Genomic DNA, 26612 nt, shown 5'->3' with positions numbered 1-26612 from the left:
GATTCTGCTTTTTCTAAGACCTCAACCATTTCAGTAAAAACTTGTCGAGGTACGCCAACCAAGCGTTTGAAGTCAGAATCTGAAAAACGATTTAATTTTTGATATCTCATGAAATTTATATTGAGGCGGTTTTTACTTTCGCAAGAGATCTATTATTTCCTTCAAAATATTTTATATTTAAATTATCATCAATCTCTACACTTTTTCCTGCATAAATATATTTTTCTGAAATTAAATTAAAATTTTTAACTTTCATAATCCTTAAATTAGCCCCATCTTCATCAAAAAATGGAGATACTATTAAAAAGAAATCTTTTTTTCCTTTCAATAATACACTCTCTCCATCTTGAGCATTAACAAAATTATACTTAGTTAATATTGTCTTAGAGGGTATTAAATTTAACCTATTACACTGATTTAATTTAATATTATTTATACATTTAAAATGAATATCGGAGGAATAGGGTAGCTTAGAAAATTCTTCAATACCACTTAATACAGACTCCTCTATTTTATTAAATTTTCCTTTTTCAAAACTATAGCAATCATCTTCAATATTAATATTATTATTTTTAAAAAAATAGGTAGTTCCTGATAAACAAATTTTATTATCGTTCTTACTATATTTTATAATAGCAGGATCATCATTAATCGCTCTCAATTTACTATCAACAAAATTACCCACCATCTGAGGTAGAGGAGTTATTCTTTTTACTTTAGGATCTAATATAACTATAATTTTAACAAATCTACTGTCACCCTTTCCCGAATCTCTAATATGATTCAAAATTAATAATATTTTATCATTTGAAAAATTAGGAAAATCTTTAATATGTTTATTATAAATTTCAATTTTATCCTTTGAACAAAAATCAATATTTTCACCTTCAAAATGACATCTTGATATATTACTTGAATCTATTAATATATTTTCTTTTGAATATATATAACTTGAAAATAATAGACTAAATAATAATAGAATTATCTTAAACTTCATATTTAAAACCTATTTATTCAAATGATAAGTATATATTTTTTCAAATATAACTTTAACTTTTTCAGTAGAATGTTTGTTTGCCTTATTTGTTTTAGACTCATGGTAACCAACATTACCATCAGAAATTACTCCATATTTATTCTTTTCCCCTTTCGGTAAAGCAATTGAAGCCCACTCTTTAGAAGCATCAACCATAGCCTGTTCCACCGTTTTATTTCCATTAATAATCAGGTTATAGATAGATGTACGACCCCTTAATAAATGTTCTTTAAAAACTTTTTCTTGCATATCACAATCATATAGTTCATTACCAGTCAAATTTAGTCTTGCTTTAGCTTCCGCTAAAGTAGAAGGAATCGTTTGATATTTTCCTGTTGCAAACCTTCTTCTATTATCATCCCATTTATATTTTATTGCAGCTTCTAAAAGTTCATTAATAGTTTTTCCAGTAATTGTACCTGGTAAGTCGTTTATTTTTCCATATTTAACCCTTTTCCCTTCGGGAGCTCCTGCATTCCAAGCTTCATAGCTACCTTCCCCACTAGCAATTGCATCCCCTAGTTCTTTTACGAGATCATCAATAGTTTGATCTGTTATTTTAGAAATTGTAGAGGTATTTACGATTATTCCTGCACAATTTAAAATAGAATTTATATTTAGTGATTTAACAATCTCCAATAATGGCTTTCCATTGAGATCTTTAATTACTTTTTTGAAATACTCATCATTAAAGTAAATACTCGAAAATCTTGTTATATCAAAATGAACCCAAGTAGTTGCTCCATTTGCTCCACTCTTAAATTTTTTTGGTTCTAAATATATTTTTTCAGAAGCTCTTTCTTCACTTGCTCCCATCTTTACAACCATAATTTTTTTTCTAACAAACTCTATATCCTCTATAGCTTTAGTTCTCTTCCCATTTTTATTAATATGTATATCTAGTGCCAAACCCATGTGGTTTAATGTGGTTCTTCCTTTATTCTTATTATCATTAATGCATCTATACCCAGACTCAATATAAGCCATTTCAAGACCTTTATATTTAAATTCATTTTTTAAATAAAAATTTAATGCTTTTAATATCCATATTAAAGATCTATGCAATCCTGGATATTCATTAGCAGTATTCAAACCAGATTTAATACCTCTTCTATTATTACCATAACCTGAACACTGACCACAGGGACAACTAGCTTTAGTCATAAAATTTGCAATTGGATATTCATAATAAAACTTATCTAAAGCTGCTAAAAAACTTCCACATATTTTTCCAGTTTCAGGAACCCCCATATAATCCCGTTGAAATTGTTTTATACATTCCACTGTTAAAGGAGTAAATTCATCTGTAGGTAATGCGCCACCAAAGCCTGCTAGCCTGATATTAACCTCTCTAATAAGTTCACTTTTGCCTTGAGATATACATTGAGGATTAATTTTACATAAGTTGGAAGTATCAGTTTTCGGTGTTCCGCCATCCTGACTGCGATCCTCTTTCATATCAATTTTTATTGCATCCGATAAAGCTTTCTTACCTTCTTCATACCATTCATTAAGCTGCTCTAATGCTTTCTTCTCATACTCTTCAACTGTATTCACAATTCCTTTATCAGCTTGTTTAGTCTCTTTTTTATTTTTCTCTGATGATTGAGGCTTATTATTTTGAGAAGCGTTTTTTTGAGGGTTTAACTTGCTATCAATACTTGTATTATTTCCTGTGGCAGGCATATTAATTGGAAGTTTAATTACTTGTCCTATGCTGATTTTATTGACATCTTTTATCCCATTCAGCCTTTCGAGCACTCGGATTGTGGTGTGATACTGTTGTGCAATAGATGATAAAGTTTCACCTTTTTTAACCTTATGTGTTTTACGTTTATAACTTCCTTTATTTCCATTATTTTCTACTGTTTTTAAATCCAAGAGAATTTTAGGACTTATAACCGTAACCAGCATACGATCTTTTGCCATTATGAAGGTCTGAACTTTTTTCATACCTCCACCCAAAAGGCTTTTGACATATATATCTAAAACCGTTCCTTTGTCTCTTTGAATTTCATAAAGGCACCCCTTGGAATTGGTAGAACCCTTTACTACATGTTGACCTGTCTTACTATTTTTGACTTCATATTGAACTTTAGGAATTGGATTGCCTAACAAATCTAGAATTTGTATGGTTGCTAAAGACTTATTTGTCATTTTTATATCCTATTTATTATTCTGCTCAATCAGGTCATCAACATCATAACCTTGGACACTTAATCCCCATTCATCATTGAGCCCTACCAAAATTTCTACTTTAGAGGGATCAGCTGTAGTAATTTTTCCAGTACGACCATGCGTATCAAGCTGACCTGAAATATACGAATTAGTATCAGGAATAAAAGCTTTATAATTTATTGAACTGAAATCGGACTGCCAAAATAGATCATATATATCCAGCCTATTGCTATATAAAGCATTATTCGGAAGCTGAGGTATTTCATGAGAGACTTTAGCCCCTTCCATAAAACTATGCTGCCCCGCTTTACACTCAAATTTCCCGCCTGTTACTCCAAATACACCTTGTCCATTAATCTTTAACTGAGAACCACCGGCAGTCAGTACAATTTCTTTAGGACTAATAATTTCAATCCGATCTTCAGTCGAAATAATTTTGATTTGCTGACGGGCCATCATTTCCATTGCATCATCCTGCGCCTGAAGTTCCACCTTACCTTGTGCAGCAACTGCTTTAACACCCTCCTGCGCCGCAAATAAACTGATCTTGTCCTGTGCATGGGCAATTAAAGATTTCTGGGTTGAAAAATTCATACTATCCGCAGCACTATGATTAATCTGTCTATCCGCAGAGAGGTATAAGTCCTCATTGGTCGAAATAGCAATGGAGTTCGGTGCACACAGAATCATTAAAGCCTGTTTAAAGTTTTCTGCCTTGTTTTGATCTTGCTGTTCGATTTGATCCAGAAAGTTTTTCAGATGATCTAAAGCCTCCAAAGGATCAGTTTGCTGGTTTTTAGCAACGTCACTTAAGGCCTGAATATTATTTAAACTTGATTCAAGTTGGTTTTTAGCCGGGCTGCTATTTAAGTGATTGGCATTGGCATTTTCCTGTTTATATGTTGAAAGCAGCAGACCAGCGCCGGCTCTTACCGCCCCCCACTGGTCTGTCCTCAGCTCAAATCCTTCACCTCGACTTTCGCTACTTTCATTTTCTTTAGGATGACTTAAATTCCCCAGATTCAGCTGACTGGTCCCATGACTGCTTTGCAACTGTGTGCTGATCTGTCCTGTAGTATCGTCAAAGCGGAGCTGGTTAAAACCTTGGCCATCCACTTCAGAGGAACGAATACCACTGAGTTTTTTGGTATCTGGTAACTGACCTTTCACATCAAACATAGTTTGATGACGCTCAGCTTCGTGCAAACGTCCCACGACAAATGGGCGATCAACATTCCCATCAAAGAAGTCAATCACTACGATTTCACCCACTCGCGGATGAAATCGTGTGCCATAACCCTCACCGGCCCATGAAGTCAGCACATCTACCCAGGCAGAATCTGTGTCATCATTATTGCTTCCCGCTCCGCCATCATGCTGATGATCCTGATCACGGGTAAACAGAAAACGTACTTTAACCCGTCCCCATTCATCGACATGGATGCTCTCACCTTCGGGTCCAACGACCCTAGCACGTTGTGCATAGGCCAGCGGTTGGTGCTTAAATGGCAGATATTCTGGAACTACCGGAATAGAGCGACGAATTAAATACAATTCGTTGGCCTGCCGCTCCTCTTCCAAAGCTGTCCATGAACTGGCATGTAATAGCGACTCCAGCTGTGCCCCTATCTCTTTTGGTAAATTGTTCTGGTTATAGAAGTGCTTCCCTAAAATCAGAAATTCCCGTTCATGGGCTGCATGCTGATCAATTTCCAGATGATCCTTCAACTGAAACCAATAGCCCACCTGTGCATCTCTGACGCTGCTGCTGGCCTGAAAGTATTTTGATTGCAATGCATGATATTGACCCAATTGTCTGCTCAATTTCTCCAGCTGACTATGACTGGAAGAAGTGGCCTGATCCTCCCCGTTCAGATCAGCGCTCCAGGCTGAACTGACGGTCCAGGCATCTTCCAGCGCTAATATTTCCTGCCCGTTTGGAGATTCAAATTGCTGTGTATTTAAAAAATACTGGCTTTCATCTGGTGACAGTTGCTCCGCCTGCCAACGCTGAGTCTGCACCTGTGTCGGCTTTAGACTGCGCTGAGCTGTCCAGTTGGTAATACTATCAAACGCTTCAGTGGCATGACTGCGATGAAAACAGATAAAACGGCGTGCCAGAGCCTGAAAACTCTCTGCATGATCAATCAGGCGCAAAATCTGGGGCTGAATAGCAGACTTGGAAGTTGTTAGCAGCAGTTCTTTTTCATCAATCAGCCAGTTAATTCCTTCGCTGCGCCATAAGCGGCTAAGAAATTCATAATCACTTTCATTGGACTGCATCACAAAAGGACGAATATCATATTCTGCTGACAGGCCGCTCAGGTCCAGGCTTAAACTGGCTGTAAATAAAGGGCTTCTTTTTTGCCATTCTGTAAATAAAATTTCACTGATGTCACGCACACTTTTATTTAGAAATACCCGGCTATTGCGACGTTTTTGCCATAAAGCGGTGGCATCCTGCAGACTCAGCTTATAAATCGTAAGTGCACCATCACTCTGTCCCTGACTGGCTGCCGTAATGATGCCGCTGGTCCGAAACAGCTCTCCCCGGTCAGTGACCTGATCTACAGCAACCTGAACACCCATAAACTGTTTTAAAGGCAGCGAGGGATGGGTGGATAAACACAGTAACTCTACCTGTAATCCTTCATTTATCCAGTGCCGGCCCTCAATACGCTGAATCGCAAGCTGGGAGTGTAAAATAGGATGAGTAAATTGAATCTGTAGTGCACGTTTTTGTGGCCCCAGACCTAGTGCATCTAGCACCGTATCAATATTTTTAAGCATTTTATAATTATGTGGTGAGGTTATTTTTATCACGCTGATTGTAAAAAATAAGCCCGGCACCGTCCATCTTGGTATTTATTTCACATGATTAGGCAAACAACTTGTTCTGATTCATTGAGCTGGACTGAGCGACTGATACCCAAGCTTGTACATTTGCTTAAGATCATTTTAATTTTCTGATTATTCCTGTGCTTACTTGCTGCTACACTGACGGGAATAACATTTAATCCTCAACAGACTTTAATAATTGCATGATAAGACAAGGGGTCAGGGACATGCTCGAATTATCTTCCAAACTTCCCGATTTGGGCGTCACTATTTTTAGCACCATGTCGAATCTGGCGCAGAAACTGGGTGCCATCAACCTGTCCCAAGGCTTTCCGGATTTCCCGGCTCCGCCCCAGCTGCTGGATGCGCTTAGTCGTGCGACTCGTGGGGGGTTTAATCAATATGCGCCAAGCAATGGCCTGCCCGTGCTCTGTGGTCTGGTGGCAGATCTGTACCAGCAGCGTGACCAGCTCTGCCTTGACCCTGTCAGTGAAATTACCATTACACCCGGGGCCACCCTTGCAATTTTCTGCGCCATTCAGGCCAGTGTCCGTGCCGGTGAGGAAGTCATTATTTTTGATCCCAGCTATGACAGCTACGCGCCCAGCGTGCAACTGGCCGGTGCTCGGCCAGTGCATATTGCCTTGGAATATCCTGGCTTTTCCGTGGACTGGAACAAGGTCAAAGATGCGATCAATGACCAGACCCGCATGATCATTGTCAATACCCCACACAACCCTACGGGAACCGTGTGGACAGAACAGGATTGGCAGCAGTTGATTGAACTGGTTCATGACCGGAATATTGTGATCCTGTCTGATGAAGTCTATGAACATCTGGTCTTTGACGATGTTCGCCACATTTCGGCAGCCAGCTTTCCGCAGTTACGTGAACGCAGCTTTGTGGTGGGATCTTTTGGTAAAACCTTTCATGTCACTGGCTGGAAAACCGGTTTTTGTGTAGCGCCTCCGCCTTTGATGCAGCTATTTAGACAGATTTACCAGTTTGTCAGCTTTTGTGGTGTGACCCCGATTCAGGTTGCCCTGACTGAATATATGCAACTGCATCCCGAGCATATTCATCAGCTCTCCAGTTTTTATCAGGCCAAGCGCGATTTGTTTAATACAGAACTGGCGGGCACACGTTTTCAATGGACGCCTACTCAAGGGACGTATTTCCAGAATCTGGACTATCGTGAGATTCGCCCCGATCTGGATGGCTTGTCAATGTGTCATTATCTGGCCCAGCAGCATGGCGTGGTCGCCATTCCAGTTTCTGTATTTTATAAAGATCCTCCACAGGATATACATTTGCTGCGCTTCTGTTTTGCCAAAAAAAATGAAACCTTAATTGAAGCAGCACATATTCTTGCCAAAGTTTAAAACACAGGCTGTGCCGTTACTGAAAAGCTAAGGCGTTTTGACTGCCGATCTAGCATAATTCGCTAAGATAAGTATTTGAAAAACCAAGAACAGGACCTTATATGGCGCAGCATGCTTTAATTCAGCAAAAAAATCTGTGGAAAACCTTTCTGGTCTTTCTGTTACCATTAATTGCGACCAATATCCTGCAAAGTCTGTCTGGTACCGTGAATACTATCTTTGTCGGACAGATGTTGGGGGTCAACGCGATTGCTGCTGTTGCGGTGTTCTTTCCGATCCTGTTTTGTTTGATGGCTTTTGTGATCGGGCTCTCTGCCGGGTCGACCGTCCTGATTGGGCAGGCCTGGGGCGCTAAAAACCTGGAAAAAGTACACTGTGTGGTGGGCTCTACCTTATTTATGACCCTGATTGGGGGAAGTCTGATTGCCCTGTTGGGGGTCATTTTTGCGGAGCAGATTTTACTTGCGCTGGGCACAGATCCTGAGGTCATGCATTTATCATTGCCCTATGTACAATGGATGCTGGCCGGCAGTCCCCTGATTTTTATTTATATTATTTATACTTCCATTTTACGTGGTGTCGGCGACAGTACCACACCACTGTTCGCTTCAGCATTAACGATTGGAATCGGTCTGGGGGTCACGCCAGTCCTGATTGCCGGCTATTTTGGTTTTCCTCGGATGGGGATTATCTCGCCTGCTATCGCCACTATTTTAGGCAATCTGGCCGTCCTGGTTTTTTTAGTGCTGTATTTAAATTATAAACAGCATCCACTGAAACTGGACTGGGCCTTAATTAAAAATATCCGCCATCAACCCCAGTTGAGCAAGATCATTTTACGGCTAGGCATTCCTACCGGAGTGCAGATGGTGACAACTTCCGTAGCAGGATTAGTGATTGTAGGACTGGTTAACCGTCATGGAGCTGAAGCAACGGCGGCCTATGGTGCGGTCAATCAGGTCCTGAACTATATCCAGTTTCCCGCTTTATCTATCGCTATCGCTGCCTCAGTCTTTGGGGCGCAGGCCATTGGTGCAGGAAAGTCGGATTTACTCAATAAAGTCACCCGCACCGCCTTGAGTATGAATATCCTGTTCACTGGCGGGCTGGTAATTCTTGCTTATTTGTCTTCTAAATATCTGATGGCTCTGTTTATTACCGATCCAGCGGTGGTGGTGCTGGGTCAGCAGCTCCTGTTTATTGTACTGTGGTCGATCCTGTTCTTTGGCGCCAGTGCGATTTTTGCCTCGATTATGCGTTCTAGCGGTACAGTGACGGTGCCCATGCTGATTAATATTCTGACCATTCTCGTTATTGAGGTGCCTTGTGCCTATCTGTTTAGCCAGTGGTGGGGCCTGGAAGGCATCTGGTATGCCTACGCACTGACCTTCGTAAGCTTGTGTATTTTGCAGGGCTTGTATTACCAGTTGGTCTGGAAGAAAAAAACTATTCAGGCCTTGATCTGAGGGTTTTAAAAATCAGTATGTTATTGCATAGTCCACGCATTTTTAATATTAAAAACTGACAGATACAGTGATGACATCCGGTTTATAAATTAAACCAGCTGTAACTTTCCGGCTTATAGAGAACTGGCTGATCCTGTTATCTTGTCTTCGGAATCAATTAAAATAAAGCGCATCAATCAAGTTAAAAGCCCGCTTTCGCGGGCCGAGGTAGAGGAAGGTGATTAAGCTGATTTTTTGCCTTTTTTACCCAGACGCGAAGCCAGAGCAGTGACGCGCTGATAACCGGTAGGCAAGATGCGCTGGATCATATCCAGGGCCTTGGCATCATTACCGATCAGCAGACGGCGTTTGTCTTTCTGCACCGCATCCAGAATCTGGCGAGCAGCTTCTTCAGGCGGACAACGCAACAGTTTATTAAAATTACGTGCCGATTTTTCAGGATGCATCCCTAAGCTCAAAAGACTATCATTCATTTTGGCTGCATTGGCAATATTGGTGCGAATTCCACCCGGATGTACACACAGCGCGCTTACGCCGCAATTTTGCATATCCAGCTCCTGACGCAAGGATTCGGTAAAACCACGTACCGCAAACTTGGTCGCATTATAAGCAGATTGGGTGGGCTGGGCGGTCAAACCAAACAGGCTGGAAATATTGATCACATGTCCATCACCGGTTTTTTTGATCAATGGCAGGAACTCCTTGGTACCATAGACCACGCCCCAAAAATTGATTCCTACAATCCATTCCAGATCTTCATAGCTTGCACCCTCAACCGTACTGCCCAAGGCAACACCTGCATTATTAAAGATCATATTCACACTGCCATGATCCTGCTCGACCTGCTTGGCCCAAGCCTGAACTTCAGCCAGATTGGCGACATTCACTTTTTGAGTGGTGACACGGACATGATTGCCTTTCAGCAGCTCGAGTGTTTTTTCCAGCCCCTGCTCATTAACATCACTCAGTGCCAGATGACAGCCCTGCTGTGCCAGCAGTACAGCCAGCTGCTGGCCAATGCCAGAACCGGCACCGGTAATCGCTGCAACTTTATTGTTAAAATTTTTCATTGAGATTCCTTGAATTAAATACTGCCAGTCCATGACAGCCGGTATTTTTGTCTGTTCAGGATGCAGCCCATCATTTCAATATAGTTTTGACAATAAGTATTGTCAATCACTCTATAATGTCTCTACAGGCCAAGTTTCAGTCTGAAATTTCAGCATAGGTCAAATGCAGATTTGTTGATAAGATAGCCCCAACCTTTAGCGAGACTGCCACTGAAAGTTATGACCAATTCAGCTCCTTCAACCACAAAAGCACCAGCGACCCGCGCCAAAGAGCGTCAGTTTAAAGGCCTGTCGATGGCGGAGCGCCAGCAGTTACGTCGTGAAAAACTAATCGAAGCTGGTATCGAAGCTTATGGCACCCATGGTTTTTTTTCGGTGACGGTCAAAGATATCTGCAATGAAGCCAAGCTCACCGAACGCTATTTTTATGAGTCTTTTAAAAAAAGTGAGCACCTATTTCAGACCATTTTTTTACAGCTGATTGATGAGTTGCAGCAAAATGTCATGCAGGCCATGCTGCAAGCCTCAGCCGATCCGCAAAACATGATTAAAGCCGGCTTGACCGCCCTGCTAACAACTTTAAAAGATAATCCACGTATGGCACGGATTATTTATATTGATGCCATGCTGGTACAGGAGCTGCATAATCAGGCCACGATTCATGAAACCATGTTGCGCTTTGACCGCATGATTCATGCCTTTGTCATGCTGATGATGCCGAACCTGAGCCGCTCTGAACAGGAGCTTTCTTTAGTGTCGACCGGACTGAATGGCTATGTTACCCAGATTGCAATCCGCTGGGTCATGAGCGGCTTTAAACAGTCGATGGACGAAGTGCTGTCCTCCTGCAGTATTATTTTTCTGGCCCTGCTGGAGCATTTTGCCGAGAAAAAAGTCAAAGCCTAGTTTTTATAGAGAAATAGGTTTTTTATCTTGATCAGCCGCCACGTATTTTTAATTTTAAATTTATTTACAAAGACTTATCTCAACAAAATGAATTAAAAATGTCTGATTTCTAATTAAATTTTTATTAAAATTGTCACAAATCTTTGCGAAACTTCGGCTATTTTCCCTTTCTGCAATGATACTGTCATAATTAGTCTTTGTAATAAGCCTGTCATAAATATAAAACGGTCCACCGTTTGCATGAAATAGGGTATTGCGTTGTGAAAGATGACTACATATTAATCGTCGATGACGAACTCCCAATCAGGGAAATGATTCATACCTCTTTGGATATGGCAGGATTTCAGTGTCTGCAGGCAGAAGATGCCAAACAAGCGCATCAGATGATTGTGGATCAGCGTCCGGCTCTCATTTTACTGGACTGGATGATGCCAGGTGGAGTGAGCGGCGTAGACCTCTGCCGTCGCTTGAAACGTGATGAATCCCTGTCTGAAATTCCAGTTATCATGCTGACCGCCCGTGGTGAAGAAGATCATAAGGTACAGGGACTCGATGCCGGTGCTGATGACTACATGACCAAGCCATTTTCTACACGCGAACTGGTCTCACGGATTAAAGCGGTTCTGCGCCGTGCCAATGCGCTAAGTGGAGAAAAAACCATTGATGCCAATGGTCTGGTGCTGGATCCAGTGAGCCAACGGGTGAATTTTGGCAACAAGATTCTGGAAATGGGTCCGACCGAGTACCGTTTGCTGGCATTTTTCATGACGCATCCGGAACGCGCCTATACCCGTACCCAATTACTGGACCAGGTTTGGGGGGGTAATGTCTATATTGAAGACCGGACCATTGATGTCCATATCCGCCGCTTGCGCAAGGTCCTAGAGCCTTATGGGGCAGACCGTTTTGTGCAGACTGTACGTGGTACCGGCTACCGCTTCTCCACCCGGGCCGATGTTGCCGCTGGTTAATTTCTTTTAGGTAACCCTAGTTTTATGTATGAACCTTACCCTGTCCCCGAGCTGGCACGTGACCACAAGAAATTCCGTTACAGCAGCTTATGGGATTTTGCCAAGCAGGATTTACGCTTACTGGCATTTTTTCTGATCATTGCCGCTTTTATCGGCTTCGGGATTGGGTATTTCTGGGTTTGTCTGGTACTGGCGTTTGTGGCTTTTTTTGCCACCCAGATGCGCTCCCTGTATCTGGTCAATGAGTGGATTTCAAATCGCCCCTATGATGTCCCCCCTAATATTCACGGAATCTGGGGGGCTTTGCTGTTCAATGTATATCGGGCGCAGCGTCAGGAACGTATTGTTCAGGCGGAAATGGTCGAGCTGATTGACCGGGCGCAATCCTCACTGGTGGCCTTACAAGAGGCAGTGGTGCTGATTGATGACAACCAGCAGATCGAATGGTGGAACCCGGCAGCAGAACGCCTGCTTGGCATCTCTCCGGATGATCGCCGCCGTAATATTCTTACGCTGTTACGTCAACCGATTTTTATCGAATATTACCACAATATTGATCAAGCCCCTGATGGCCTGAAAATGAGATCTTCCTTGTTTGAAGATCATTATGTACAGGTCAAAATGACTCGTTTTGGTGGTGAAAGCCGCCTGCTGGTGGCTTATGATGTCACCCGGATGCATAATCTGGAGCAGATGCGCAAAGATTTTGTCGATAATATTTCGCATGAGCTGCGCACGCCACTGACGGTTTTAAGTGGATATATTGAAACCTTCACCGATCAGGAAGATATCAATCCCCGCTGGAAACGTGCCTTTGACCAGATGCAGTCTCAAACCCGACGCATGAATGCACTGGTTAATGATCTGCTCCTGCTCTCGCGTCTGGAAAATGACAAGAATATTGCCAAGAACCAGATTATTGAAATGCCAAGCTTGATGAATCAGCTGTTTGATGACGCACAGGCTTATAATGTTGATTATGGTCATACCCTGAATCTGGATATTGACAGTCATTGTGACCTGATTGGTTCCGACATGGAACTGGCCAGTGCCTTTAGTAACCTGATTACCAATGCCATCAAATATACGCCTAAGGGCGGGAGCATCACCATGGGCTGGCATGATGATGGCGAGTCGGCCTACTTTATTGTAGAAGACAATGGTATCGGGATTGATCCGAAACATTTGCCACGCCTGACCGAGCGTTTTTACCGGATCGATTCAGACCGCAGCCGGCGCACAGGTGGCACCGGTTTAGGTCTGGCCATCGTCAAACATGTGCTGATGCAGCATCAAGCCCATCTGGAAGTGGAGTCTAAAGAAAATGAAGGCTCAACCTTTAAAGTGGTTTTCCCTAAAGAACGTCTGAGCTTTCCAGAATAATCCGTATGGCCAAGGAAAAAGGTGCATATTGCAGCTTTTTTTAAGCATTTAAGAACTGATCTGTTTTTCTCTGCTCAGTGCACGCGCATAGGCTGCACGTTGTGCAACCCGTTTAAGATAGGCTTGAATGGCCGGATAACTTTGGCTTGTCCGGCTCTGCATCGCCTCCAAAGGAAAACTCATCTGAATATCGGCAAAACTGAAGTGCCCAGCAAAATAATCATGCTCGCTCAAATAACTTTCCAGAAACTGGATATGATCTTTTAAGCGGCTCTGTACAAACTGCTTCTTCACTCCATCGCAGATTTTTTTGGCTATAGGCCGAATCAGCAAAGGGGTATGTTTAGGTACAGTGGTCATTACCAGTTGCATCACCAGCAGCGGCATTAATGAACCTTCCGCATAATGCATCCAGTAACGGTACTGGGCCTTGTCGGCAGGATCTTCTGGACGAAACTGCTGCTGTTGGTCATAAGTTTCCTGTAAATATTCCAGGATCGCTGCAGATTCCGCCAGTACCTGAGCCTGATCGACCAGAATCGGTGCCTTGCCCAATGGATGGACCTGTTTTAAGGCCGGTGGCGCAGCAAGATTGGGCTGACGCTTATAGTATTTAACCTCGTAATCCAGCCCTAATTCTTCCATGGCCCACAGGATACGAAATGATCGTGATTGTTCGAGATGATGTAAAACACGCATATGAGACTCATAATTTTATTGTTCTTGCTTTTCGAGCATAGCAAAAGCCGCGTCCTGTCACTCAGTTTTTGATGACTGTGGTGACAGCTTTTCTATTTTTCCGCTTCATTCCTGGAGTTTAATTCAAAAAATGCTCCAAGTAGACTTGCAGTCTTACTGATTTATCTGGAAGGCCGCATCCGGTCTGGAAAAGCCGGCGCTTCCAGGCGGGGTCCGTCATAATCGGGAATAGCGCCAAAACGGGAATGCCCTTCACTCCACTGATCCCGTGCCATTTTTAATTCTTCAGTGGTGCGGCCAACAAAATTCCACCACAGTAAAATCGGACTTTCAAAAGGTTCTCCGCCTAATAATAGAACCCGGCCACCTGCATGAATCTGAATATCTACATGTTCCAGGCCTGGCTCCAGAATTACCATATTGTCTTCTGTCAGCTCATGTCCATTAATGCTGGCGCTGCCTTCTAAGGCCATAAAGCCATATTCAAATTTAGGATTTAAGCTGAGGCGGGCGGAGGTACTTTCTTGAGCAAACAGATCTACCCCCAGCAATTCACTATGTACTTTAACCGGCGATCTGGTATTTAAATATTCTCCGACCAGCACGGTAAACTCAATCCCCTGTGCTTGTACCACAGGCAGTTCCGGATAATGGTCAAACGCAGGCGCCATATTGAGCTTGTCATCCGGCAAGGCAATCCAGAGCTGGGCGGCATGCATCTGGGTTTCAGTATCGGGAGATACTTCGGTATGAGAAATCCCATAGCCGGAAGTCATCAGATTCACCTGTTTAGGCCGGATGAGCTGCTGGCTACCGATGCTGTCATTATGCATCATGGTGCCTTCGATCATCCAGGTAAAGGTTTGCAGACCGATATGCGGATGCGGTCCCACATCCAGACCACTCCCCTGAGGAAAGCTGGCAGGCCCGGCATGATCCAGAAAGCACCATGCGCCGATCATACGTTTATGCCGGCTAGGCAAGGCACGTTTAATCACAGTCCCCTGCCCAATTTCTGCCCGTCGCAGAGGAAATTCCTGAATAAACTGATTGATATATTTTTGACAGTCATCGGAATAAGACAGTTCAGTTTCTTGATTATATGACATGGTCGGGCTTACCTCAGCACCTTAAAAATATGATTTCCTTTGCCAGCTTCCTCGCAGCTACCCGCTGTATGAAGTTGCACTATTGAAACAATGTACCGCTTCTGCGTATAAAGTCTAACAACAGAAATATTTAGATACTTATTTCATGCCAAGCTATACGTCCTTTTGCTTTGATCTATTACAGTTTTACTTTGTAAAACTATTTCTACCGTTTAATTTTTCTAACGTTCTGCAAAAAAAGTAATCCGCCCCTCTTCAAAATTAGCTGCAATGGATAAAGACTTTACTCAGGTCCAGATAGTTTTACATATTTCACGTGAAACAACCCACAAAATAATAAAAAATATATAATATCAATAAGATAATTATTCTCGATATTGGATTAAAGCCTATAAATTTTGTTACTTTTTAGCAGAGAAAAATTATACAATCCCCATTTTAGAAGGTTGCTTTTCATTCCAATGATTCATAATACTGCTTAGGCAAAATAATAAATGGATAATAACAATGTCATCTTCTCATGAAGATTTACATTCTCCAAAGGATGTCTATTTTCAGAATGCCAGAATGTATCAACTGCTCAAACTGGCCGAATGTGATCTGCAAAACCGTCAACTGATTGAACAGGCACTGGCAGACCGTTCTGCACGCATTCCCCCGCTATTCCGGCAATATTTTTATGATTATATGTATGCGGACAATCACCATGACTTACGTCAGGTAAACTATATGGCGCAGATTGCCTTTTTACTGTACTTCTTTGCCGATATCTTTATTATTCCAGATATATTTTTCCTCTCCGGTGTGTCACGTGTACTGCTTGTGATTGTAGCCATGCTCTGCGGCTCTTACCTGTTTAACCATTATAAAAACATCCAGGTTCTAGAGATGTTCTTGCCCGTTTGTACGACAGTCGCTGCCGGAATCTGGATTGGTTTACTGTTGCTCTCTAATAGCCCGCACGTCAGTACCTATCTGTACGCTACCGCTATTTTTATCCTGGTCACTAATCTTTGCATCAAAACCCAGTTCAAAGGCGCACTCTATTGCTCGATATTTATTGCCCTGTTTATGACCATTGGAGCCATTCATTTACTCACTTGGTCCCAAGGTCTTATCTTTGCCGTCGTTTCTATCCCTTTATGGTTTTTTAGCATCTATATTAACTGGAATAATACCCTAAATGTACGCCGCATATTTCTGCGTAATTTACTGGATGAGTGGAACTATCAGACCCTAAAAAATCTGGCCCATACCGATGATCTGACCAAGCTCTACAATCGCCGTCATTTTGTCAATCTGGCCGAGCAGGCCATCCAGAAATGGCCTAAACATGCCGGTACTTGCCTGTTAATGTTCGATGTAGATCATTTCAAACTGATTAATGATAATTATGGCCATGATGTAGGAGACCGGGTTTTGCAACTGATTGCCGAAGTGACCCGTAAAGAAATGCGTCAAACTGATGTACTGGCTCGTTTTGGCGGAGAGGAGTTTATTGCGTTACTCGAATATACTCAGCCATATGACAGCTTAATGATTGCTGAACGCATTCGTAAAATTATTCAAAAACAAGTTTTTTATATCACCCCTGACCAGAGTATCCAGTTCACCATTTCAATCGGTATTGCCGAGTTAGAGTCGCCTGAACAGACTCTAGACGATCTGATCAAAAAGGCGGATCTGGCGCTGTATCAGGCTAAAAAAGCCGGCCGTAACCGGATTAAAATCTATCATCCGGATATTCTCAAACCGGCAACGTCCTCTTCTGCTAAGCACAGAAACATAGTTCAAGCTGTGCAGCAGGCGGCTAAAAACAGTGATAAACAGGTACAATCCTCGTCACCATTATAACTTAGAATGAACTTATACAGCTAAAGCAGATATGACACATCAGACTCTATAGAGCCTTCAGTTCTGCCTGCCTGATCATGCTGCACAAGAATCGTAAATAGCCTGGTATTTCGCTGATGCTTGCGTCTGCTAACGAGACATGAATAAAACCACCAAGGGCTGAATCAGGCAATATATTAAAAAAGCAGTGATTTAAATGCCTATACAAATGAAGATCTCTCAGAAATTACTCAAGATTTGAAGCATCACTCCGAAAAAGGGTTCGGCTTTAAAATTCCCCGTCAGATATTATGGCTACAACATGGTGTTGCACTTCAAATGCGAATCTAAGAGTATAAAAAAAGAGCACCGAAGCGCTCTTTTTTATTAGGTTATATCTGATAAATCAGATACTGCCACGCGCATAGCGCTTGGCGTAATTTAGGCGGACAGCAGTGCTGTCCAAAACCCCTAAATTACTCCCATTCAATGGTTGCAGGTGGTTTAGATGACACGTCATAGACCACACGTGATACATCCGCAATTTCATTCATAATGCGAGTCGAAATCTTGTCTACCAATTCATATGGAAGATGTGCAAAACGGGCTGTCATAAAGTCAACCGTTTCTACTGCACGCAGCGCAATCACCCAGGCATAACGGCGACCATCCCCTACCACACCCACCGATTTCACCGGCTGGAATACCGCAAAGGCTTGAGCTGTTTTGTCATACCAGCCACTTGCACGAAGTTCTTGCATAAAGATGTCATCTGCAAGGCGCAGAATATCGGCATATTCTTTTTTCACTTCGCCCAGAATGCGCACACCCAGACCCGGACCCGGGAAGGGATGACGGTAGATCATGCTGTGTGGCAAGCCCAGCGTCGTACCCAATTTACGTACTTCATCCTTAAACAGGTCACGTAATGGCTCAACCAGTTCAAATGCCAGGTCTGCAGGTAAACCGCCCACGTTATGGTGCGATTTAATCACATGTGCCTTGCCTTGTTTGCTAGCGGCAGATTCGATCACGTCTGGATAAATCGTACCTTGCGCCAAGAATTTAACCCCGTCCAATTTACGTGCTTCTTCAGCGAAGACTGCAATAAATTCACGGCCAATAATTTTACGCTTAACTTCAGGATCAGTTGCACCAGCAAGTGCAGACAGAAAACGCTCTTCAGCATCTGCACGGATCACGCGGATCCCCATGTTCTCGGCAAACATTTGCATCACTTGATCGCCTTCGTTCAAACGAAGCAAGCCATTGTCTACAAATACACAGGTCAGCTGGTCACCAATCGCTTTATGCAACAGTGCAGCCACAACAGAGGAGTCCACACCACCTGAAAGACCTAACAATACTTTTTCATTACCAATCTGTTTACGTAGCTGTTCAATACGCAAATCGATAATATGTTCTGGTGTCCAAAGACCGCGGCAACCACAAATCTGGTGCACGAAGTTTGATAAAATTTCTGCACCTTTCGAGGTATGCGTCACTTCCGGGTGGAACTGGATACCATAGAGACGGCGAGTTTCATCAGAAATCATTGCCATCGGGCAGCTTGGTGTCTGAGCAGTAATCTGGAAGCCTTCAGGAAGACGGGCAACCTTGTCACCATGACTCATCCAGACATGCAGCTGGTTTTCACGGTCTTGCAGGTTCCCAATCAGCTGGTCACGTACCAAGATATCTACTTCTGCATAACCGAATTCATGGACGGTGCCTGGCTCAACTTTACCGCCCAGCTGTTCACACATGGTTTGCAAGCCATAACAGATCCCCAGTACCGGTACACCTAACTCAAATACTACTTGCGGTGCGCGTGGGCTGCCTTCCAGATGAACGCTTTCAGGTCCACCTGACAAGATGATACCGTTTGGATTAAATGCACGAATGTCTTCTTCAGACATATCATAGGCATACATTTCAGAATATACGCCAGCTTCACGGACACGACGTGCGATGAGCTGACTATATTGAGAACCGAAATCCAGAATCAGGATACGATCTTCAGTAATTTGAGTATTGGTAGTCATGACAAACAACTATGAAAGGCAAACGAAATAAGCGCTGTATTCTAGCATTTTTCTTGAGTTTACGCACACTATTCCAAACAGGATCAAGATTAAACAGTTAAATTATGTTTGAGCTGTTTTTAAACAATTGCCAAGCCAGGCTCGGGCTTAAAAACAGGAGAGCCCATTGCAGCCTCACCTGTTTAAAAATAAGAACCGGGGTTATTTCACCCGTTCAATCTTGATGACATCAATATCGGTCGGTTTATAACGATGAGTATCAACCTCACCCCAGACTTTTACTCGATCACCTGCTTTGAGTTTTAACACTTTCCAGTCATCATCATCGACATCAATCATGATGCTGCCGCTTCGATCTTTCAGCTCAAATTCATCACTGTCTGTCGAGCGCTGCTTTATAATCTGGCCCACTACCGTCACGCCTGTTTCATCTTTCATTTTATGCGCTTGGGCAATGCTGACCACATTCTTTTGGGCTTCTGCCATCAGCGCCTGATCGGACTTGGCCTGAAGGGTCGGACTTGCTGCTGCCACTACCAGTGTTGCTAGAATATATTGCTTCATACTCAACCTTTCCTTGCAGTATCATTAAGCTACCATCTAAGCAGAAAGTTACCATCTGCTCCGCAGCGATTATGTAACAGCCACATTAGCCCCTGTCATCTGTTTTAAAACCATAGCCATAAAAACCGGGCGATGGTGTGACAGTCATGAGTTTGCAGCAGGCCGGATCAGCCCCTGAGCCAAACCACCAGCAGCAAAATAGTCGACTTTTATTACTGACTTTAATGGTGATCACTGTTAGGATTTCAGCACACTTTTGCTTGTACTCGGCTCATGGAACTGATTGATTTTATCTTGCATGTGGATGACCATCTGCTTGAATTTATCACCAATTACGGGATCTGGATTTATGCCATTCTTTTCCTGATTATCTTTGTGGAAACCGGTCTGGTGGTCATGCCCTTCCTGCCAGGCGACAGCTTGTTATTTGCTGCGGGTGCTCTAGCGGCTTCAACCGGTGCGATGGACCCGTGGGTGCTGATTCCGCTCTTGTTTGCTGCGGCAGTCTTGGGTGACACCCTGAATTATCATATTGGTAAATATATTGGTCCACGGGTGTTCGAGATTGAATCACGTTTTATTAATAAACAGCATTTAACCTATACACAAAAGTTCTTTGAAAAACATGGTGGTAAAACCATTATATTTGCGCGCTTTGTACCGTTTGCCCGCACCTTTGCACCCTTTGTGGCCGGTGCTGGCAGCATGAACTATAAGTACTTCCTGACGTATAACGTGGTGGGCGCTCTGCTCTGGATCAGCTCTTTTGTGATTTTAGGCTATATGTTTGGCAATATGCCGATTATTAAAGACAACTTCACCTATCTGATTTTCGGTATCATTATTCTGAGTGTGATGCCGGGCATAGTCGGCTTTATCCAGCAGAAGCTGAAAAAAAGCAAACCGGCTTAAATCTTTTTTCTTAGAATTAATCCCAAAGCTTGATCCATACAGGAATCAGGCACAGTAAAAGCAGCAATAAGGTGATCTTATAGATTAGCTTGTTGCTGATGCGTTTAAGCTGATTTGCAAGTAATGCCTGTCCGAAGTATATCCAGAAAAAAGTGACCGGCACTGCGACCGCTATAAATGCTGAAAATACTAGCAGAAAATTGACCGGACTTTGCCAGGTTGCTGTGGGTAAAATCCCCGCAGCCAATAGCGCTGCTTTGGGATTTTTTAAGGTTATTCTAAACATTTTCCAAGGATGTACATGTGGATGGCCCTTGTTATACTGCTGTAATTGTTGGGCCTGATATAAATGAAAGGTCATCCAGCCTACCCAGATCAAGCTCAAGACATGCACCACCCCTCTAAAACCGGGCCAGATTGGGGAGAACAAATGAATCAGTAAGGCCCAGGCATTAATGGCATACAGATAGCCGACCAGAATCGCCGGGATATAAAGGCTGGTTTTTAATGGGCCATGCTGATAGGCCGAGCTGGCGACCATTGCATTGGCTGGCCCAGGAATCATCAGGACCGCTAAAATGGCTAGCACAAACAACCAGTTTTCAATCATAGGCAGAGCAACTCTTCAATTCAGGCCGTACCTTAACCAATCTTAAAGCCCGAGAACAAGCGCACAAATTTTTATTTTTTATGCTGATGAGTCATTTTTTCATCAAAATATTTTTATTTTTCTAGCATATCACAGTGCCGATATAAAAAATGCCAGCCTAAAGCCAGCATTTTTGATTATTACAAAGATAGTTAAGACGCCACAGCTTTCCGGGCAATCATCGGACAGTTTTTATAGCGTGCTGCTTGAACAATGGCTTCCTGTTCACCCAATAGTCGTGCCGTTTCAGTACGTTTGGTATTGGAAGATTGCCCCATATTGACGGATACGCTTGGACCAATGCCCCAGCCACCCCGACTGCCCCAGCCGCCACCTAAACCTACTCCCACCCCGACTCCAGTACGTTTAGGTACTTCCACACCATTATTAATATACTGCTGAATCCGGTTATATTCGCTCTGTAACTGCTGACAGCTAAGTGCCTGATAATGGGTCGGTGAGACATAGGTCGGCTTGATAGTACTTGCACAGGCATTTAGCAGCACCAACATGCCAAGGCCCAGACTTAGTTTCACAAGTTTCATAGTTAGCTCGATCTTAGTTCTGCTCAATCTCATTGAACAATGATTGATAGGCCTGAGTCAATTTATGCTCAGTAGCGAGATGAATCAATGGCTGATTTTTTTGATGGGATTCTTTCATCATAATAGAAGGCGGCAACATACTGTTCAGTACAGGCAGTCCCTCATCTTTGAGCTGCTGCACGACTTCGCGTGGCAGTTTTGCCTGCGCCTGAAACTGATTGACCACAATCCCTTCAATTTCCAGACCGGCATTATGATCATCCTGAGTTTCGATGATATTTTCAATTAAAGTATGCAGAGCACGCTTGGAAAATACATCGCAGTCAAACGGAATCAGAACCCGATCTGCTGCAATCAGGGCAGACAGGGTAAAGAAGTTAAAAGCTGGCGGCGTATCAATAAAGACCCGATCATACTGACCGGCCAGAGTCTGCAGAGCATCACGTAGCTTGTAGATTTTATGTTTAGCTTCCAGTCCATGCGCCAAAGCACCCAAATTCGGGCTGGCGGGAATGATATCCAGATGCTTGAAAGGCGATTGATGCACATAACTTTCCAGCCCTTTGGCGCGGGTCTTTAAAATAGAGCCTATCGCATTGCCAAGCAGTCCCTTGCTTTGCTGCTGACCGAGTACATCTGCAAAAAAGTTCTCAATATTGGGTTCTAATGCAGGTTTATCATGTGAATAGGTGGCATCATCGCCCAGTAAATATTGACTGGAGTTGGCTTGGGGGTCCAGATCAATCAGCAGTGTTTTCAGCCCCCGGTGCGCACTGATTGCAGCCAGATTCACTGCAATACTGGACTTGCCCACCCCACCTTTTTGATTAAATATCACACGTGTACGCATAAGAACCTCTTTTCATTTTTGTATTTATTTCACTGAGATGACATTGCGGTTAATTAATTCATTTTTTTAACCAAACGTTGGTTTGCTAATCACCAATCCGATAATCGCAAGCAAAGAAACCACTGCGATGAGTAGACCTGCTCGACGCTGCACCAATAAGATTGAATCATCTTTTTTATACGCTTTCCCCAAAGATGAAAGCAAAACCAGAAACAGAACGATTTTGGCATAGAACCAGGGCTGCACATCAAAGTCTTTAAGGACCAGCGCAATTACGCCCGTTATCGCAATGATGGTCATGGACAAATGCTGTAAGGCCACTAAAAATTTCTGTGCCACTGGATTAGGTAAATTTCCCTGTGTACCCGCAAACAAGGTGAGCGCACGTACAAGGATGGCCACTAGGGCCACGCCTGCAACAGACATATGAATTATTTTAACTAAAAGTTGAGTGTCCATAATACGCTCTTAGTGTTTGGGTGCATGTGCACAGGCTGGACTTGAGGTATCTTGTTCTTTCCATTCCTCAGGTAGAAAAGCGTGGATGGCTAAAGCATGGATCTTGTCTTTAGCCAACAAGTCTCCCGCTGCAGCATAGACTTTCTGATGACGCTGTACCGCACGCAGGCCAGCAAACGCTTCACTGACAATGACTGCCTTAAAATGCGATTCTTTACCTGGAAAATACCCCCCATGACCCGAAGATTCATTGACGACTTCCAGATAACTTGGTGACAATTGTGCCAAACGGTCTTTCAGTTGTTGTTCTAAGCTCATGGCCTGACTCCCATTGATAATCTGTCTCCAGTATACCTTGTTCTCTACTCTATTTCGGTGAACGATTTACCTCTAATCATTTGATTGTGGCCAATTTTCATTAAAATTGGCATAACTTTTGTACACCCATCTGCTTATAGCCCTAATATTGCTTTTATTTTATGCAATTGATATAAGATTTTTCATAAAGTGATTGACCCTGATTTTTCATGCTGTATTATACACGGCATGCGGGAATAGCTCAGTTGGTAGAGCACAACCTTGCCAAGGTTGGGGTCGGGAGTTCGAGCCTCCTTTCCCGCTCCAAATTCTTTTTTGTTCATTTTTTTGTAGTAAAAAATTGATCGCCTATGCGGGAATAGCTCAGTTGGTAGAGCACAACCTTGCCAAGGTTGGGGTCGCGAGTTCGAGTCTCGTTTCCCGCTCCAGATTCAAAAAGCCCTGATCGAATGATTGGGGCTTTTTTATTGTTGATTTTATTATATTTTTTAAAAACTCTCCTTCCTTTGTTATTCGATTCAATAAAAAATATTCTTAATGTGATTCGTATTTTGTGACCAAGATGTGACCATGGCGTGCCCACAACAAAAAAAATGGTCTCAATTGATCTTAAATGTCCTCAATCGATCACCACTTTCAGAGCTTTTTTGAAGGCAAAAAATCACCCTGTTCTCTTCCAAACAAGATATTTTTTACCAAATGATCAATAATTTGTGACCATTTCACTTTTTGATGTGACCATTTGTGACCAAACTACTTACTAACAGATTGTTCTTTATTGTCTTTTTCAAAAACAAATAAATCCCCTACCTGTACATCCAAATAATCACAAATTCGATCGATGGTCTCCAAATCAATTCGAGTCAATTCGCCATTATAAAGCTTATGCAAAGTTGTCTTATTAATGCCTGTGCCACGAATTAAGTCAGCTACACGCATTTTTCTTTCAGCCAACAATATTGGCAGCTTACAAGTAACCATTAATTTTTCCTCTAATACAATGAAAATTTAATTGCATTTAATTAAATTTGAGGTTATTTTAGGTCTAAGGATGAAAAATTCATTACATCCTATGAATTACGCTAGGAATACAATTATGTCATATACCTATCTCACAGCCCAGCAACTGGCTGAAAAAATCCAGTACGACGCTCGTACTATTCGCAACCAGCTGAAGGACAGTGTCTTTATTGAAGGTGTTCACTACATCCGTCCTTTTGGTGGTCGCAAAATTCTTTTTGTTTGGGAACGTATTGAAACTGAAATGCTTAAATTCACTGGTTTAAGCATGGATGCCCTGCAATAAGGCTTAGGAGGTTTAACTGATGGCTACCATCCGGGAACGAAGTGGCAAACTGATTGCCGATTTTCGCTACATGGGCATTCGTTGCAGAGAAACAACCAGTCTTGAAGACAATGCCTATAATCGTCGCATTTTAAAAAAACGTCTCGAGCAGCTAGAGGCGGAAATTACTTTGGGAACTTTTGAATACGAAAAGTACTTCCCAAAAAGTAACCGTGTCGAGGAGTTTAAGGAAAAAAGAAGTCAGCAAATCGCTGTACAAACCAAAGTACCTCTTTTTAAAGAGTTTACTGCACTGTGGTTTAAACAGAAACAGATTGAGTGGAGAATATCCTATCAACACAAGGTTTCAATTATTATTAAAAATTATTTGATTCCTGCTTTTGGTAATCAGGTTCTCTCAAAAATCAAGAAGTCAGACTTGCTGAACTTCCGTGCTTCCCTCGCCAAAGTGACTCACGGAAAAGATCAGACAAGTCTGAAAGCATCGAGAATCAATCAAATCATGACGCCTTTACGTATGATACTCAATGATGCGGCTGAACGATACGAGTTTGAGTCGCCTTATAAAAATATTAACAATCTGAAGGAAAGCAAGATTGAAGTCACACCTTTTTCTCTGGAAGAGGTGCATAAAATTCTTACCACAGTGCGTGAAGACTTCCGTCCCTATTACACCATTCGCTTTTTTACGGGTATGCGTACCAGTGAAATCGATGGTCTGCAATGGAAAAATATCGACTTACAACGTCGTGAAATCCATATCAGAGAAGCGTTAGTGAATGGTGTGCTTGGTGGAACCAAAACTTATGGTTCTGACCGCACGATCCAGATGAATGACCACGTTTACCAAGCCTTTCTCCAACAGAAAAGCTTAAATAATGGCAAATCAGAGTTTGTATTCTGCAATCGTGACGGTGGACCTCTCGATTACCGTCTGGTGAATAAACGTGTCTGGCATCCGATCTTGCGCTTTCTAGGATTGAAGCCTAGAAGAGCCTATCAAACACGTCATACCGCAGCAACACTCTGGCTGTCGGCAGGCGAGAACCCAGAATGGATTGCACGCCAGCTGGGACATTCAACGACTGAAATGCTATTCCGGGTCTATAGCCGTTACATCCCTAATGTTACGCGCCGCGATGGTAGTGCTTTTGAAGCCATGCTGGAGAGACTGAATACAGAGGAGCTTGCCCATGAACAGTAAAGCTTTCTTTGGCGGCGTAGTCGTTAGCCCAGAAGCAGATATGGTCGCTCGTGAATTAATCCATGAGCTCCACATTCCCAAACTGCACAATCTGGCCTTTTTGCTGGAAATCAATAAGTGCTTCGATGATCACCAAGTATTAAGACTCTGGTTACAACGAATGCTGGATGAAGGGCAAGCCCATTACGATGACTTGGCCCAACAGGCCCGTCTCCGGTTAATGAGTCTCGCCCACCAATAAAACCAACATAGAAGGTCATCCAATCGATGACCTTAGCCCCTCTATACCTATAAAAAGGTGAACACATGCATAAAGATATTTCAATTTGGATGCCACTCTATATTGGCGACCTACAGGCAAAATTTGCACGAATGACGGCAGAACAAATTGGTGCCACCCTACTGTTAATGATGGATTTCTGGAAAAATGGTGCCATTCCTCATGACCTAGCTACTGTATGTAGCATCACAAAATTATCGCAACATACCAAGGCTAAAACTTTGTTGAATACGCTAATGGCCCTGGAATTGTTTGAAATCGAATCTGAGCAGATTCATTCAAACTTTTTAACCAGTTTAAAAAGCCAGGCATTGCAAAATCAGCAAATGAAATCTGATAAAGCTAAAAACGCAGCTCAAGCACGTTGGGGAAAATCCGCAAGTAATGCTCAAGCATCAACCAAGCAACGAAAAGTAAATGCTCAAGCAGCTCCTGAGAAGAGCCCGAGTATTACTCAAGTCATGCTTGAATCATGCCCTTCATCTTCATCTTCATCTTCATCTTCATCTTCATCTTCATCTTCATCTTCATCTTCATCTTCATCTTCAAATTTTGAAGAAAAAAATGAGGATTTTGCAGAAAACTCCAAATGGATTTGAGGAGGTTCTA

25 protein-coding genes, 2 tRNA genes and 1 pseudogene are annotated in these 26612 nt (G+C 42.7%); 13 read left to right on the top strand and 15 right to left on the bottom strand.

Annotation, left to right across the window (positions count from 1 at the left end):
- The 4 genes and pseudogenes from E2K74_RS09040 to E2K74_RS09025 form a co-directional block, all read right to left on the bottom strand.
- A pseudogene (locus E2K74_RS09040) lies at positions 1-110 on the bottom strand (IS5/IS1182 family transposase); the annotation flags it as partial.
- A gap of 5 nt (positions 111-115) precedes the next feature.
- A complete protein-coding gene (locus E2K74_RS09035; RefSeq protein WP_151207256.1) occupies positions 116-997 on the bottom strand; it encodes a hypothetical protein in 882 nt (293 codons plus the stop codon).
- A 9-nt stretch (positions 998-1006) separates the two neighbouring features.
- Positions 1007-3193: a LysM peptidoglycan-binding domain-containing protein gene (locus tag E2K74_RS09030; protein ID WP_151207254.1), complete on the bottom strand. Its 2187-nt coding sequence runs from the start codon at positions 3191-3193 to the stop codon at positions 1007-1009.
- Positions 3194-3202: 9 nt separating this feature from the next.
- A complete protein-coding gene (locus tag E2K74_RS09025; protein WP_151207252.1) occupies positions 3203-6004 on the bottom strand; it encodes a type VI secretion system Vgr family protein in 2802 nt (933 codons plus the stop codon).
- Positions 6005-6279: 275 nt separating this feature from the next.
- On the opposite strand from E2K74_RS09025, the gene E2K74_RS09020 reads away from it, so the two are divergent.
- Both E2K74_RS09020 and E2K74_RS09015 read left to right on the top strand, forming a co-directional pair.
- On the top strand, positions 6280-7434 hold the full coding sequence (locus E2K74_RS09020) for a methionine aminotransferase (protein WP_151207250.1): 1155 nt from the start codon (positions 6280-6282) through the stop codon (positions 7432-7434).
- A 101-nt stretch (positions 7435-7535) separates the two neighbouring features.
- The gene (locus tag E2K74_RS09015) at positions 7536-8900 is read left to right on the top strand and encodes an MATE family efflux transporter (protein ID WP_151207248.1); all 1365 of its coding nucleotides are present in this window, start codon (positions 7536-7538) and stop codon (positions 8898-8900) included.
- Between the two features lie 221 nt (positions 8901-9121).
- Here the strand turns inward: E2K74_RS09015 and E2K74_RS09010 are convergent, their stop codons facing one another.
- Positions 9122-9970, bottom strand: coding sequence for an SDR family NAD(P)-dependent oxidoreductase (locus tag E2K74_RS09010; RefSeq protein ID WP_151207246.1), 849 nt, complete (start codon positions 9968-9970; stop codon positions 9122-9124).
- A 219-nt stretch (positions 9971-10189) separates the two neighbouring features.
- Between E2K74_RS09010 and E2K74_RS09005 the strand changes: the two genes are divergently transcribed.
- The 3 genes from E2K74_RS09005 (at position 10190) to phoR (ending at position 13230) form a co-directional block, all read left to right on the top strand.
- The gene (locus E2K74_RS09005) at positions 10190-10876 is read left to right on the top strand and encodes a TetR/AcrR family transcriptional regulator (protein ID WP_151205195.1); all 687 of its coding nucleotides are present in this window, start codon (positions 10190-10192) and stop codon (positions 10874-10876) included.
- Between the two features lie 260 nt (positions 10877-11136).
- Positions 11137-11847, top strand: a complete 711-nt coding sequence (phoB, locus tag E2K74_RS09000) for a phosphate regulon transcriptional regulator PhoB (protein ID WP_151205194.1) — start codon at positions 11137-11139, stop codon at positions 11845-11847.
- A 24-nt stretch (positions 11848-11871) separates the two neighbouring features.
- Complete coding sequence (gene phoR / locus E2K74_RS08995) at positions 11872-13230, top strand: phosphate regulon sensor histidine kinase PhoR (RefSeq protein ID WP_151205193.1); 1359 nt, start codon at positions 11872-11874, stop codon at positions 13228-13230.
- Positions 13231-13278: 48 nt separating this feature from the next.
- Here phoR and E2K74_RS08990 read toward each other — a convergent pair whose 3' ends face one another.
- Both E2K74_RS08990 and E2K74_RS08985 read right to left on the bottom strand, forming a co-directional pair.
- Positions 13279-13929 (bottom strand): glutathione S-transferase family protein, encoded by a 651-nt coding sequence (locus tag E2K74_RS08990; protein ID WP_151207244.1) that lies wholly within the window; start codon positions 13927-13929, stop codon positions 13279-13281.
- 161 nt (positions 13930-14090) lie between these two features.
- Positions 14091-15038, bottom strand: coding sequence for a pirin family protein (locus E2K74_RS08985; RefSeq protein ID WP_151207242.1), 948 nt, complete (start codon positions 15036-15038; stop codon positions 14091-14093).
- Between the two features lie 507 nt (positions 15039-15545).
- Here E2K74_RS08985 and E2K74_RS08980 point away from each other — a divergent pair.
- Positions 15546-16892: a GGDEF domain-containing protein gene (locus E2K74_RS08980; protein WP_151207240.1), complete on the top strand. Its 1347-nt coding sequence runs from the start codon at positions 15546-15548 to the stop codon at positions 16890-16892.
- A 455-nt stretch (positions 16893-17347) separates the two neighbouring features.
- On the opposite strand, the gene guaA is transcribed toward E2K74_RS08980, so the two are convergent.
- Positions 17348-18916: a glutamine-hydrolyzing GMP synthase gene (gene guaA / locus E2K74_RS08975; protein ID WP_151205189.1), complete on the bottom strand. Its 1569-nt coding sequence runs from the start codon at positions 18914-18916 to the stop codon at positions 17348-17350.
- A gap of 201 nt (positions 18917-19117) precedes the next feature.
- Entirely contained in the window at positions 19118-19480 is a 363-nt protein-coding gene (locus E2K74_RS08970; RefSeq protein ID WP_151207238.1) for a NirD/YgiW/YdeI family stress tolerance protein, read from the bottom strand.
- A 273-nt stretch (positions 19481-19753) separates the two neighbouring features.
- Here E2K74_RS08970 and E2K74_RS08965 point away from each other — a divergent pair, with 273 nt between their 5' ends.
- Positions 19754-20392 (top strand): DedA family protein, encoded by a 639-nt coding sequence (locus E2K74_RS08965; RefSeq protein WP_151207236.1) that lies wholly within the window; start codon positions 19754-19756, stop codon positions 20390-20392.
- A 16-nt stretch (positions 20393-20408) separates the two neighbouring features.
- On the opposite strand, the gene E2K74_RS08960 is transcribed toward E2K74_RS08965, so the two are convergent.
- The 5 genes from E2K74_RS08960 to E2K74_RS08940 form a co-directional block, all read right to left on the bottom strand.
- Positions 20409-21002: a LysE family translocator gene (locus E2K74_RS08960; protein ID WP_151207234.1), complete on the bottom strand. Its 594-nt coding sequence runs from the start codon at positions 21000-21002 to the stop codon at positions 20409-20411.
- 191 nt (positions 21003-21193) lie between these two features.
- On the bottom strand, positions 21194-21586 hold the full coding sequence (locus E2K74_RS08955) for a hypothetical protein (protein ID WP_151207232.1): 393 nt from the start codon (positions 21584-21586) through the stop codon (positions 21194-21196).
- 13 nt (positions 21587-21599) lie between these two features.
- Positions 21600-22436, bottom strand: a complete 837-nt coding sequence (locus E2K74_RS08950; protein ID WP_151207231.1) for a ParA family protein — start codon at positions 22434-22436, stop codon at positions 21600-21602.
- A gap of 66 nt (positions 22437-22502) precedes the next feature.
- The gene (locus E2K74_RS08945; protein WP_151207229.1) at positions 22503-22895 is read right to left on the bottom strand and encodes a SirB2 family protein; all 393 of its coding nucleotides are present in this window, start codon (positions 22893-22895) and stop codon (positions 22503-22505) included.
- 9 nt (positions 22896-22904) lie between these two features.
- A complete protein-coding gene (locus E2K74_RS08940; protein WP_151203599.1) occupies positions 22905-23213 on the bottom strand; it encodes a BolA family protein in 309 nt (102 codons plus the stop codon).
- 230 nt (positions 23214-23443) lie between these two features.
- Here E2K74_RS08940 and E2K74_RS08935 point away from each other — a divergent pair.
- Both E2K74_RS08935 and E2K74_RS08930 read left to right on the top strand, forming a co-directional pair.
- Positions 23444-23519: transfer RNA gene (locus E2K74_RS08935), tRNA-Gly, on the top strand.
- 46 nt (positions 23520-23565) lie between these two features.
- Positions 23566-23641, top strand: a tRNA-Gly gene (locus tag E2K74_RS08930).
- Positions 23642-23966: 325 nt separating this feature from the next.
- Here the strand turns inward: E2K74_RS08930 and E2K74_RS08925 are convergent.
- Entirely contained in the window at positions 23967-24194 is a 228-nt protein-coding gene (locus tag E2K74_RS08925) for a helix-turn-helix domain-containing protein (RefSeq protein ID WP_151203597.1), read from the bottom strand.
- A 115-nt stretch (positions 24195-24309) separates the two neighbouring features.
- Here E2K74_RS08925 and E2K74_RS08920 point away from each other — a divergent pair, with 115 nt between their 5' ends.
- The 4 genes from E2K74_RS08920 (at position 24310) to E2K74_RS08905 (ending at position 26602) form a co-directional block, all read left to right on the top strand.
- Positions 24310-24519, top strand: coding sequence for a hypothetical protein (locus E2K74_RS08920; protein WP_000122748.1), 210 nt, complete (start codon positions 24310-24312; stop codon positions 24517-24519).
- 19 nt (positions 24520-24538) lie between these two features.
- On the top strand, positions 24539-25723 hold the full coding sequence (locus E2K74_RS08915) for a site-specific integrase (protein WP_151203595.1): 1185 nt from the start codon (positions 24539-24541) through the stop codon (positions 25721-25723).
- Complete coding sequence (locus E2K74_RS08910) at positions 25713-25964, top strand: hypothetical protein (protein ID WP_151203593.1); 252 nt, start codon at positions 25713-25715, stop codon at positions 25962-25964. Before E2K74_RS08915 ends, E2K74_RS08910 begins: the two co-directional genes overlap by 11 nt.
- A gap of 65 nt (positions 25965-26029) precedes the next feature.
- Entirely contained in the window at positions 26030-26602 is a 573-nt protein-coding gene (locus E2K74_RS08905) for a DUF1376 domain-containing protein (RefSeq protein ID WP_151203591.1), read from the top strand.
- Positions 26603-26612 lie beyond the last annotated feature (10 nt).

Source organism: Acinetobacter sp. RF15B (assembly GCF_007558235.1).
Lineage (GTDB): Bacteria > Pseudomonadota > Gammaproteobacteria > Pseudomonadales > Moraxellaceae > Acinetobacter > Acinetobacter lwoffii_C.
The sequence above is the reverse complement of the archived record's forward strand: the minus strand, read 5'-3'. Positions and strand labels throughout refer to the sequence as shown.

Excerpts from the sequence above, each read along its gene's own strand:
- E2K74_RS08990 (WP_151207244.1), bottom strand. The coding sequence starts at position 13,929 with ATGCGTGTTTTACATCATCTCGAACAATCACGATCATTTCGTATCCTG.
- E2K74_RS08945 (WP_151207229.1), bottom strand. The coding sequence starts at position 22,895 with ATGGACACTCAACTTTTAGTTAAAATAATTCATATGTCTGTTGCAGGC.
- E2K74_RS09030 (WP_151207254.1), bottom strand. The coding sequence starts at position 3,193 with ATGACAAATAAGTCTTTAGCAACCATACAAATTCTAGATTTGTTAGGC.
- guaA (WP_151205189.1), bottom strand. The coding sequence starts at position 18,916 with ATGACTACCAATACTCAAATTACTGAAGATCGTATCCTGATTCTGGAT.
- E2K74_RS08970 (WP_151207238.1), bottom strand. The coding sequence starts at position 19,480 with ATGAAGCAATATATTCTAGCAACACTGGTAGTGGCAGCAGCAAGTCCG.
- E2K74_RS08910 (WP_151203593.1), top strand. The coding sequence starts at position 25,713 with ATGAACAGTAAAGCTTTCTTTGGCGGCGTAGTCGTTAGCCCAGAAGCA.
- E2K74_RS08950 (WP_151207231.1), bottom strand. The coding sequence starts at position 22,436 with ATGCGTACACGTGTGATATTTAATCAAAAAGGTGGGGTGGGCAAGTCC.
- E2K74_RS08940 (WP_151203599.1), bottom strand. The coding sequence starts at position 23,213 with ATGAGCTTAGAACAACAACTGAAAGACCGTTTGGCACAATTGTCACCA.
- E2K74_RS08985 (WP_151207242.1), bottom strand. The coding sequence starts at position 15,038 with ATGTCATATAATCAAGAAACTGAACTGTCTTATTCCGATGACTGTCAA.
- E2K74_RS08915 (WP_151203595.1), top strand. The coding sequence starts at position 24,539 with ATGGCTACCATCCGGGAACGAAGTGGCAAACTGATTGCCGATTTTCGC.
- E2K74_RS08980 (WP_151207240.1), top strand. The coding sequence starts at position 15,546 with ATGTCATCTTCTCATGAAGATTTACATTCTCCAAAGGATGTCTATTTT.
- E2K74_RS08925 (WP_151203597.1), bottom strand. The coding sequence starts at position 24,194 with ATGGTTACTTGTAAGCTGCCAATATTGTTGGCTGAAAGAAAAATGCGT.
- E2K74_RS08905 (WP_151203591.1), top strand. The coding sequence starts at position 26,030 with ATGCATAAAGATATTTCAATTTGGATGCCACTCTATATTGGCGACCTA.
- E2K74_RS08920 (WP_000122748.1), top strand. The coding sequence starts at position 24,310 with ATGTCATATACCTATCTCACAGCCCAGCAACTGGCTGAAAAAATCCAG.
- E2K74_RS08965 (WP_151207236.1), top strand. The coding sequence starts at position 19,754 with ATGGAACTGATTGATTTTATCTTGCATGTGGATGACCATCTGCTTGAA.
- E2K74_RS08955 (WP_151207232.1), bottom strand. The coding sequence starts at position 21,586 with ATGAAACTTGTGAAACTAAGTCTGGGCCTTGGCATGTTGGTGCTGCTA.
- E2K74_RS09035 (WP_151207256.1), bottom strand. The coding sequence starts at position 997 with ATGAAGTTTAAGATAATTCTATTATTATTTAGTCTATTATTTTCAAGT.
- E2K74_RS09020 (WP_151207250.1), top strand. The coding sequence starts at position 6,280 with ATGCTCGAATTATCTTCCAAACTTCCCGATTTGGGCGTCACTATTTTT.
- E2K74_RS08960 (WP_151207234.1), bottom strand. The coding sequence starts at position 21,002 with ATGATTGAAAACTGGTTGTTTGTGCTAGCCATTTTAGCGGTCCTGATG.
- E2K74_RS09010 (WP_151207246.1), bottom strand. The coding sequence starts at position 9,970 with ATGAAAAATTTTAACAATAAAGTTGCAGCGATTACCGGTGCCGGTTCT.
- E2K74_RS09005 (WP_151205195.1), top strand. The coding sequence starts at position 10,190 with ATGACCAATTCAGCTCCTTCAACCACAAAAGCACCAGCGACCCGCGCC.
- phoR (WP_151205193.1), top strand. The coding sequence starts at position 11,872 with ATGTATGAACCTTACCCTGTCCCCGAGCTGGCACGTGACCACAAGAAA.
- E2K74_RS09015 (WP_151207248.1), top strand. The coding sequence starts at position 7,536 with ATGGCGCAGCATGCTTTAATTCAGCAAAAAAATCTGTGGAAAACCTTT.
- E2K74_RS09025 (WP_151207252.1), bottom strand. The coding sequence starts at position 6,004 with ATGCTTAAAAATATTGATACGGTGCTAGATGCACTAGGTCTGGGGCCA.